The sequence below is a fragment of the Streptomyces sp. 130 genome (assembly GCF_007096885.1).
Classification (GTDB): domain Bacteria; phylum Actinomycetota; class Actinomycetes; order Streptomycetales; family Streptomycetaceae; genus Streptomyces.
The window spans coordinates 185,231-193,794 of the sequence record NZ_VJNO01000011.1; the positions used below are offsets into that span (position 1 = coordinate 185,231).

General features: G+C 70.3%; 9 protein-coding genes. All 9 read right to left on the bottom strand.

Translation table 11 applies throughout. The features are described from left to right. Positions 1 to 17 precede the first annotated feature (17 nt). On the bottom strand, positions 18 to 839 hold the full coding sequence (atpB, locus tag FKN01_RS12890; RefSeq protein WP_143619749.1) for a F0F1 ATP synthase subunit A: 822 nt from the start codon (positions 837 to 839) through the stop codon (positions 18 to 20). A gap of 226 nt (positions 840 to 1,065) precedes the next feature. Continuing rightward, complete coding sequence (locus FKN01_RS12895) at positions 1,066 to 1,503, bottom strand: hypothetical protein (protein ID WP_143619751.1); 438 nt, start codon at positions 1,501 to 1,503, stop codon at positions 1,066 to 1,068. 260 nt (positions 1,504 to 1,763) lie between these two features. Beyond that, complete coding sequence (locus FKN01_RS12900; protein WP_143619753.1) at positions 1,764 to 3,182, bottom strand: MraY family glycosyltransferase; 1,419 nt, start codon at positions 3,180 to 3,182, stop codon at positions 1,764 to 1,766. A gap of 91 nt (positions 3,183 to 3,273) precedes the next feature. Continuing rightward, positions 3,274 to 3,915 carry a protein-tyrosine-phosphatase gene (locus tag FKN01_RS12905; protein ID WP_143619755.1) on the bottom strand — a complete coding sequence of 214 codons (642 nt, stop codon included), beginning with the start codon at positions 3,913 to 3,915 and terminating at the stop codon, positions 3,274 to 3,276. Beyond that, complete coding sequence (locus FKN01_RS12910; RefSeq protein ID WP_143619757.1) at positions 3,912 to 4,559, bottom strand: L-threonylcarbamoyladenylate synthase; 648 nt, start codon at positions 4,557 to 4,559, stop codon at positions 3,912 to 3,914. Before FKN01_RS12910 ends, FKN01_RS12905 begins: the two co-directional genes overlap by 4 nt. Before the next feature lie 55 nt (positions 4,560 to 4,614). Beyond that, positions 4,615 to 5,460 carry a peptide chain release factor N(5)-glutamine methyltransferase gene (prmC, locus tag FKN01_RS12915; protein WP_018102642.1) on the bottom strand — a complete coding sequence of 282 codons (846 nt, stop codon included), beginning with the start codon at positions 5,458 to 5,460 and terminating at the stop codon, positions 4,615 to 4,617. 43 nt (positions 5,461 to 5,503) lie between these two features. Next, positions 5,504 to 6,580 carry a peptide chain release factor 1 gene (prfA, locus tag FKN01_RS12920; protein WP_143619759.1) on the bottom strand — a complete coding sequence of 359 codons (1,077 nt, stop codon included), beginning with the start codon at positions 6,578 to 6,580 and terminating at the stop codon, positions 5,504 to 5,506. A gap of 151 nt (positions 6,581 to 6,731) precedes the next feature. Continuing rightward, a complete protein-coding gene (gene rpmE / locus FKN01_RS12925; RefSeq protein ID WP_111338195.1) occupies positions 6,732 to 6,956 on the bottom strand; it encodes a 50S ribosomal protein L31 in 225 nt (74 codons plus the stop codon). Positions 6,957 to 7,111: 155 nt separating this feature from the next. Next, a complete protein-coding gene (locus FKN01_RS12930; RefSeq protein WP_143619761.1) occupies positions 7,112 to 8,212 on the bottom strand; it encodes an LCP family protein in 1,101 nt (366 codons plus the stop codon). Positions 8,213 to 8,564 lie beyond the last annotated feature (352 nt).

The following is an 8,564-nucleotide window of genomic DNA, read 5'->3' on the forward strand; positions in this document are numbered from 1 at the left end:
CTTCGGGAGTGGGGTGCTCAGTGGCCCTTGGCGAGAGCGCCCTGGATGTAGCTGCAGGCCAGCAGCACGAAGACGTAAGCCTGAACAGCCTGGATGAAGAGTTCGAAGGCGGTCATCACGATGACCATCACGAACGACACACCTGCGTAGGCGATCCCGATGCCGTTGAGCATGTACCAGCTGGCGATCGTGAAGAGCAGCAGGAGCGTGTGGCCCGCGAACATGTTGGCGAAGAGCCGGACCGCGTGCGTGAACGGCCGGACCAGCAGGTTCGAGAAGAACTCGATGGTCATCGAGAGCGGCAGCACCCCGCCGAGGCTCTTGTCGTAGCCCGAGAAGTTCTTGAGGGCTCCGACGAAGCCGTGCTTCTTGAAGGTCAGGCCGACCCACAGCACGTAGACGATCAGGGCGAGGATCGCCGGGTACGAGATGATCGCCGTCACGGGGAACTGGGCAACCGGGATGATGGACCAGAGGTTCATCATCCAGATGACGAAGAACAGCGAGACCATCAGCGGGACGTACTTCTCGCCGTCGCGCTTGCCGATCGTCTCGTAGACGATGCCGCGGCGGATGAAGTCGTATCCGGCCTCGGCCGTCATCTGGAGCTTGCCGGGCACCAACTTCGGCTTGCGGAAGGCGGCCCAGAAGAAGCCAACGATGATCACCGAGCCGAGCAGGGCCAGCAGCATCGTCTTGTTGAAGTACAAGTTGCTGTCCGCGTCGCCCCAGAGGGGCTCGAACAGGAACGAGTGCAGGCCGGGTGCCGGAAAGCCACAACCGTCGAAGAGGTGGCAATCGGTCTCGAAGGCGAGCACCTGTGTCGGGTCAGCACTCACCGCGGGCTCCTTCAGCGTGGCGCATAGGTACGGCAACCTCGTTGTGTCGGCGCGGCGCGCAGCCGCGGTTCGGCACTGGACTGGTGTTTCGGATGTGTGAGCGGCAGTCAGGCATGTGAGCCTCGCGAACGAGCAGGCGTCAGCTCACATGCACGCGCCCGCAGTGCCGCAGTTGGAACCGGACGATAGCAGGGTCCTGACCCCGCACTTATTCCGCCCCTACCCTTCACGCGTCGGACCCCGGTTTTCCGGCCTTGCCGGCCTTCTCGGATTCCGGTTCCACGTAAAGGATCTTGGCCTTCATGTGCGCACGCGCCTGGGCGCCGATCCACACGAGGGTCGTCGCGACCAGGGTGATCGCGAACGCCTTCGGGTTGAACAGCGAGGTGTTCTTGAATACGGCGACGAAGATGAACAGGAGCAGGAGCTGCGCCGTGTAGAGCGCGAGCCCCATCGCCTGGAAGAGGTGGGGCATGGACCGGGCGGTCCGTTGCAGGACCACGAGTCCGATCCCCATGAAGAGGATGACCACGATCGTCCCCACGATCGCGCCCAGGGCTCCCTTGCCGCCGGCGACGCCAGCGCTGACGGCGGCGGCTACGGCGCCGGCGACAGCGGTGGGTACGGCGGTCTGGAGGAGAGTCCGGACGTCGTTGGACGGCATGGCGGCAGCTCCGCTTGCAGGGGGTGGGCAGTGTGTCGTCATGGACGAGCGTAGGCCCGGTCCGAGTCGATGCCTCGGGCCGTCGGACCGGGCTACATCAGGTCTTTCGGCTCCGTCACCGGGCTTCGTGAACGGTATCACAAACTATTTGATGAGGTCTTTACCAAGAAAGTGTGCTTGCTGTCACACGCGAGGACCAACGAGCACGTGTGAGCGCTGCGCGGCACCGCTTTGTCTGCTAATGGGCGCCCGTGCCCCGTTCACCGACGGGTGGAACCGGCCGCCCGGCGCTCCGCCGTACGCGAACGGTGACCGATGGCGGTCGCCCCGTTGACGCCCGAGACACCCGCCGCGACCGGAGCCCCGGCAGCCGCCTCACGCGCCTCACGGGCATCTCCCGCCCCGCCGGTCGCATCCGCCTCCATCTGGCCGTCCAGGGGCCCCTGTTGGCCCTCCTCGGCCCCCTCCGACGCGGCCCCCGGCCCCTCCGGGCGGCGCCGTCGGCGGCGGTAGCGCGGCGGCACGAATCGTTCCGCCCAGCGCGGGGCGCGCGGGGTGAACCGGGGCATCAGGAGCAGGATCAGCCCGAGCGCGCTCAGCCCGACGATCACGATCACGATCCACAGGGACGTCGAGTGCACCGAGTACCCCACCGCGCCGAACGCGATCAGCGCCGACCAGAAGTACATGATCAGCACCGACCGGCTGTGCGAGTGGCCGATGTTGAGCAGCCGGTGATGCAGGTGGCCCCGGTCCGCCGCGAACGGCGACTGGCCGTTCCAGGTGCGCCGCACGATCGCCAGCACCAGGTCGGCCGCCGGGATGGCGATGATCGTCAGCGGCAGCAGCAGCGGGATGAACACCGGGAGCATCGCGTGGGTCGCCTGGCGCTCACCGCCCTCGAAGATCTTCATGGTGTCCGGGTCGACCTGCCCGGTCACCGAGATCGCGCCGGCCGCGAGCACCAGACCGATGAGCATCGAGCCCGAGTCGCCCATGAAGATCCGCGCGGGATGCATGTTGTGCGGCAGGAAGCCGAGGCACATGCCCATCAGGATCGCCGCGAACAGCGTCGCCGGGGCGGCGGCCTCGATGGTGTGCCCGTACCAGAGCCGGTAGGTGTACAGGAAGAACGCGGCGGCGGCGATGAGGACCATGCCCGCCGCGAGCCCGTCCAGACCGTCCACGAAGTTGACCGCGTTGATCGTGATGACGACCAGCGCCACGGTGAGCAGCGTGCCCTGCCACGGGGTGAGGGCGACGGTGCCGACGCCCGGGATCGGCAGCCACAGGATCGTGAGGCCCTGGAGGACCATGACGGCGGCGGCGAGCATCTGCCCGCCCAGCTTGATCAGGGCGTCGATCTCGAACTTGTCGTCCAGGACCCCGATCAGCCAGATCAGCGCCGCCCCGGAGAGCAGCGCCCTGGGTTCGCTGGAGAGCTCGAAGACGCCGTCGAGGTTGGCGAGGTGGTTGGCGACGATGAGCCCCGCGCACAGCCCGCCGAACATGGCGATGCCGCCGAGCCTCGGGGTCGGTTCCCGGTGGACGTCGCGCGCGCGGATCGCGGGCATCGCCCCGACCGCGATGGCGAACTTGCGCACCGGACCGGTGAGCAAGTAGGTCACAGCGGCCGTGACACAGAGTGTCAGCAAGTAATCACGCACGGGCTGCCCCACAAATGTCGCCGGCCATCTCAGCCCACACCTTAACTACGTCGGTCCCATGGTTGAGGACACGGAGCCCGCCGCGATGGTTGCACGGGGGACGTCAGCGCGGCGCGGAGACGCCGGTCAGCGCGGTGACGACCGGGTCCAGGGCCTGGCTGATCTCGTCGCCGATGGAACGGAAGAAGGTGATCGGGGCGCCGTACGGGTCGTGGACCTCGTCGGCGTCCGCGGTCGGGGCCAGCAGCCAGCCGCGCAGCGCCGCCGCGGCCCGGACCAGGGCGCGGGCGCGCTCGACCACGCCCTCCTCGCGGGCGTCGGGCAGGGTGGCCGGGTCTATGGCCCGGACCAGCCTGGTGAACTCCTTGAGCGTGAAGGTGCGCAGCCCGGCGGAGTGGCCCATGGAGACGACCTGGGCGCGGTGGTCGCGGGTGGCCGTGAGCACCAGGTCGGCACGGATCACGTGCTCGTCCAGCAGCTCACGCCCGGTGAAGCCGGTGGCGTCGGCACCGAAGTCGGCGAGGACCACCTCGGCGTTGGCCTCCATCGGGGCGCCCTCGTGGCCCCAGGTGCCGGCGCTCTCCACGATCAGCCCGCCCTGGAGCGGGTCCCCCAGCCGGTGCACCAGGGCGTGCCGGGTCAGCCGCTCGGTGATCGGCGAGCGGCAGACGTTGCCGGTGCTGACGTGGAGGATGCGGAAAGTGTCGGGCCGCCCCGCTATGCCACGCCCCTCGGGGGCGGTCAATTGGCCACCTCGAGGTCGGGTACCACCTTGCGCAGCTCCTCCGCCGAGAGCGCTCCGGCGCGCAGCAGGACGGGCACCTTGCCGGTGACGTCGACGATGGAGGAGGGCACGATGCCGGGGGTCGGGCCGCCGTCGAGGTAGACGGAGACGGAGTCGCCGAGCATCTCCTGGGCGGCGTCGCAGGTCTCCGGCGAGGGGTGGCCGGTCAGGTTGGCGCTGGAGACGGCCATCGGGCCCACCTCGGTGAGCAATTCGATGGCGACCGGGTGCAGCGGCATCCGGACGGCGACCGTGCCCCGGGTGTCGCCGAGGTCCCACTGCAGCGACGGCTGGTGCTTGGCGACCAGGGTCAGGGCGCCCGGCCAGAAGGCGTCGACCAGCTCCCACGCCTGCTCGGAGAAGTCGGTGACCAGGCCGTGCAGGGTGTTCGGGGAGCCGATGAGGACCGGCGAGGGCATGTTGCGGCCCCGGCCCTTGGCCTCCAGGAGGTCACCGACCGCCTCGGAGGAGAAGGCGTCCGCGCCGATCCCGTACACGGTGTCGGTGGGCAGCACGACGAGCTCGCCGCGGCGGACGGCCGACGCGGCTTCGCGCAGCCCCGTCGTACGGTCGGTCGCGTCGTTGCAGTCGTATCGCCGTGCCATCAGCCGGCCTCCTCAAGCGTGTACGGGTAGGGCTGGTACGGGTGACGCCCCCCGGTCACGGCATCGCCTTGCGGGCGGTGGCGAACCGGGGGCGCCGGTTGAGGTCGGGGTGGTCGGCCGCGTCGGCCCAGCCCCGCTCCTCGGTGAAGATCCAGGGCACCTGGCCGCCCTGGGTGTCGGCGTGCTCGATGACGACGAGGCCGCCGGGGCGGAGCAGGCGGTGCGCGGTGCGCTCGATGCCGCGGATGGTGTCGAGGCCGTCCTCGCCGGAGAACAGCGCCATCTCGGGGTCGTGGTCGCGGGCCTCGGGCGCCACGTACTCCCACTCGGTGAGCGGGATGTACGGCGGGTTGGAGATGACCAGGTCCACCTGGCCGTCCAGCTCCGGCAGGGCGGTGAGCGCGTCGCCGCGGTGGACGGTGACGCGGGAGTTCTCGGCGTTCTTCCGGGTCCACTTCAGGGCGTCCTCGGACAGCTCCACGGCGTGCACGCGGGAGCGCGGGACCTCCTGGGCCATGGCGAGGGCGATGGCGCCGGAGCCGGTGCACAGGTCCACGATCAGCGGCTCGACGACGTCCATCGCGCGGACGGCGTCTATGGCCCAGCCGACGACCGACTCGGTCTCGGGGCGGGGCACGAAGACGCCGGGGCCGACCTGGAGCTCCAGGTAGCGGAAGAAGGCGCGTCCGGTGATGTGCTGGAGCGGTTCGCGGGCCTCACGGCGGGCGATGGTCTCCCAGTACCGGGCGTCGAAGTCGGCGTCCGGCACGTTGTGCAGCTCGCCCCGCTTCACGCCGTGCACGAACGCGGCGAGTTCCTCGGCGTCGAATCTCGGTGAGGGAACACCGGCGTCGGCCAGCCGCTGGGTGGCCTGGGCCACCTCGGCGAGCAGCAGGTTCATCGCGGTTCTCCGTACGGGTTCACGAGCGGGGCGGGCGGTGGGCTCAGGCGGCTGCCAGCTTGGCGGCGGAGTCGGCGTCGACGCAGGCCTGGATGACCGCGTCCAGGTCGCCGTCGAGGACCTGGTCCAAGTTGTACGCCTTGAAGCCGACGCGGTGGTCCGAGATCCGGTTTTCCGGGAAGTTGTACGTCCGGATCTTCTCGGAACGGTCGACCGTGCGCACCTGGCTGCGACGTACGTCCGAAGCCTCCTGCTCGGCGGCCTCCTGGGCGGCGGCCAGCAGCCGGGAGCGCAGGATGCGCATCGCCTGCTCCTTGTTCTGGAGCTGGCTCTTCTCGTTCTGGCAGGAAGCGACGACACCGGTCGGCAGGTGGGTGATGCGGACGGCGGAGTCGGTGGTGTTGACGGACTGGCCGCCGGGGCCGGACGAGCGGTAGACGTCGATGCGGAGGTCGTTGGCGTGGATCTCGACGTCGACCTCCTCGGCCTCGGGCGTCACGAGGACACCGGCGGCGGAGGTGTGGATGCGGCCCTGGGACTCGGTGGAGGGCACGCGCTGCACGCGGTGCACCCCGCCCTCGTACTTCAGGCGGGCCCAGACGCCCTGGCCGGGTTCGGTGGCCCCGTTGCCGCCCTTGGTCTTCACGGCGACCTGGACGTCCTTGTAGCCGCCGAGCTCGGACTCGGTGGAGTCGATGATCTCGGTCTTCCAGCCGACGCGCTCGGCGTAGCGCAGGTACATGCGCAGCAGATCGCCGGCGAACAGCGCGGACTCGTCGCCGCCCGCCCCGGCCTTGATCTCCAGGAGCACGTCCTTGTCGTCGCTGGGGTCGCGGGGGACGAGCAGGAGGCGGAGCTTCTCGGTGAGCTCCTCGCGCTGCTGCTCCAGCTCCTTGACCTCGGCGGCGAAGTCGGGGTCGTCGGCGGCGAGCTCGCGGGCGGTCTCGATGTCGTCGCCGGACTGCTTCCAGGAGCGGTACGTGGCGACGATCGGGCTCAGCTCCGCGTAGCGCTTGTTGAGCTTGCGCGCGTTGCCCTGGTCGGCGTGGACCGCGGGGTCGGCGAGCTGCTTCTCGAGATCGGCGTGCTCGCCGATCAGTTCCTCGACCGCCTCGAACATCTCGGGCTCCTGGTTCCTTCGCTCGTCGTGCCTGCCGGCCGGTGGGTGCCTGCCGGGGCCGGGATACGGGGGCCCCGTGCCCGGACCGGAAAAAAACGCCGGCCACGGCGCCCCCGGGAAGAGGGCACCGCGGACCGGCGCGGGCGGCTCGCTACTTGCCGGAGGCCTTGGCGCCCTTGCCGAAGCGGGCCTCGAAGCGGGCCACACGGCCACCGGTGTCGAGGATCTTCTGCTTGCCCGTGTAGAACGGGTGGCACTCGGAGCAGACCTCGGCACGGATGGTGCCGCTGTCCAGCGTGGAGCGGGTGGTGAACGACGCGCCACAGGTGCAGCTGACCTGCGTCTCGACGTACTGGGGGTGGATGTCGCGCTTCAAGGGTGTCTCCTAGGTTCGGGAGGGCACCGGGTCGTACGCGCGGATTGCGCGTCCGTGAACCGGGGCCGACGTACCAGTCTGCCAGGACCGGCCGTATCTCCCAAAACGAGGGTGGAGGGCCGGGTATTCCCCCCGGATGCGACCGGGCGCCCGGGTCACCGGACGATGCTGCCCGCGTCGCCCTTGTCGCCCGCCGACTGCTTCGTCGCGGAGGCGGGGATCGGCTCGTCCGCGTTCAGGGCGTCCCAGACCTGCTGGTCGGCCGCCTCCAGCGGGATGACGCGGTTGGGGTCGTCGGGGTCGTACTCGACGGGCAGGGTCACCATGTTCACGTGGTCGGAGCCGAGGCCCTGGAGGCCCTTGGCGAAGCCCGCGAGCTTGGTGACCGAGCCCAGGCCGGAGTCGGTGGTGACCGCCTTGGTGGCGGTGTCCGCGATGCCGTACAGCTTGGTGCCGTCGAACACGCCCACGCTCTTGACCTGCTGCATCAGCGCCTTGATGAACGCCTGCTGGAGCTGGATGCGGCCGAGGTCGCTGCCGTCGCCGACGCTGTGGCGGGTGCGGACCAGGCCGAGCGACTGCTCTCCGTCCAGCGTGTGGGCGCCGGGCTGGAGGTCCAGGTGGCTGTCGGGGTCGTCGATGGCCTCGGTGGTGGTGATCTCGACGCCGCCGAGCTTGTCGATCAGCCTCTTGAAGCCGGTGAAGTCGACCTCGACGTAGTGGTCCATGCGGATACCGGACATGGATTCGACGGTCTTGACCGCGCAGGCCGGCCCGCCGACCTCGTACGCCGTGTTGAACATGACGCGTTCCTGCCCGGCCACGGGCTCGCCGCCGGCGTCGCCGGTGCAGTCGGGCCGGGTGATGAGGGTGTCGCGCGGGATGGAGACCACGCTCGCGGTCTTGTGGCCCTTGTTGACGTGGACGACCATCGCGGTGTCGGAGCGGGCCGCGCCCTCGTCGGCGCCGTACTCGCCGTTCGCGCCGGAGCGCGAGTCGGAGCCCAGGACGAGGATGTCCTCGGAACCGTTGTCGACGTTCTCGGGGCGGTCCTTGCCGAGCGCGGTGTCGATGTCGACGGCCTGGAGATTGCCGTTGAGGTGGACGTAGGCGTAGCCCAGCCCCGCACCGCCGACGACGACCGCGCCGGCCAGGCTCCAGACGGCCGCGCGCTTCGCCCTGCGGCCGCGGGACGGCTTCTTCCGGCGCTTGCCGGTGGCCCGTATTCGGCCGCTGCTCCCGCTTCGCTCGCTCATGCGTCTCCCTCGTTCGGTCGGCTACCCCCTTGCATCGGCGGCGTCGAAAAGCGTGGCACAGGCGGCTGTGGCTCCCGTGTGTGCCCGAAACGGCTCGCGCGGCTGCGGCGCCGGCCGGCATTCCGGCTTTCACCTGCGGTTTCGTGGGCCGCGCGACGGCCGTACGCGGGCCCGGCGCGGCCGTGCCCGTGTGGTGAAGGTCTCGGAACGGCAACGGTGTACGGCACAGGGCCGCCCCCCCCCCCGGAGGGGGGGGGGGGGGCGGGGGGGGGGGGGGGGGGGGGCGGCGGGGGGGGGGTGGTGGCCCGGGGGCGGGGGGGGGGGGGGGGGGGGGGGCCGGGCGGCGGGGGGG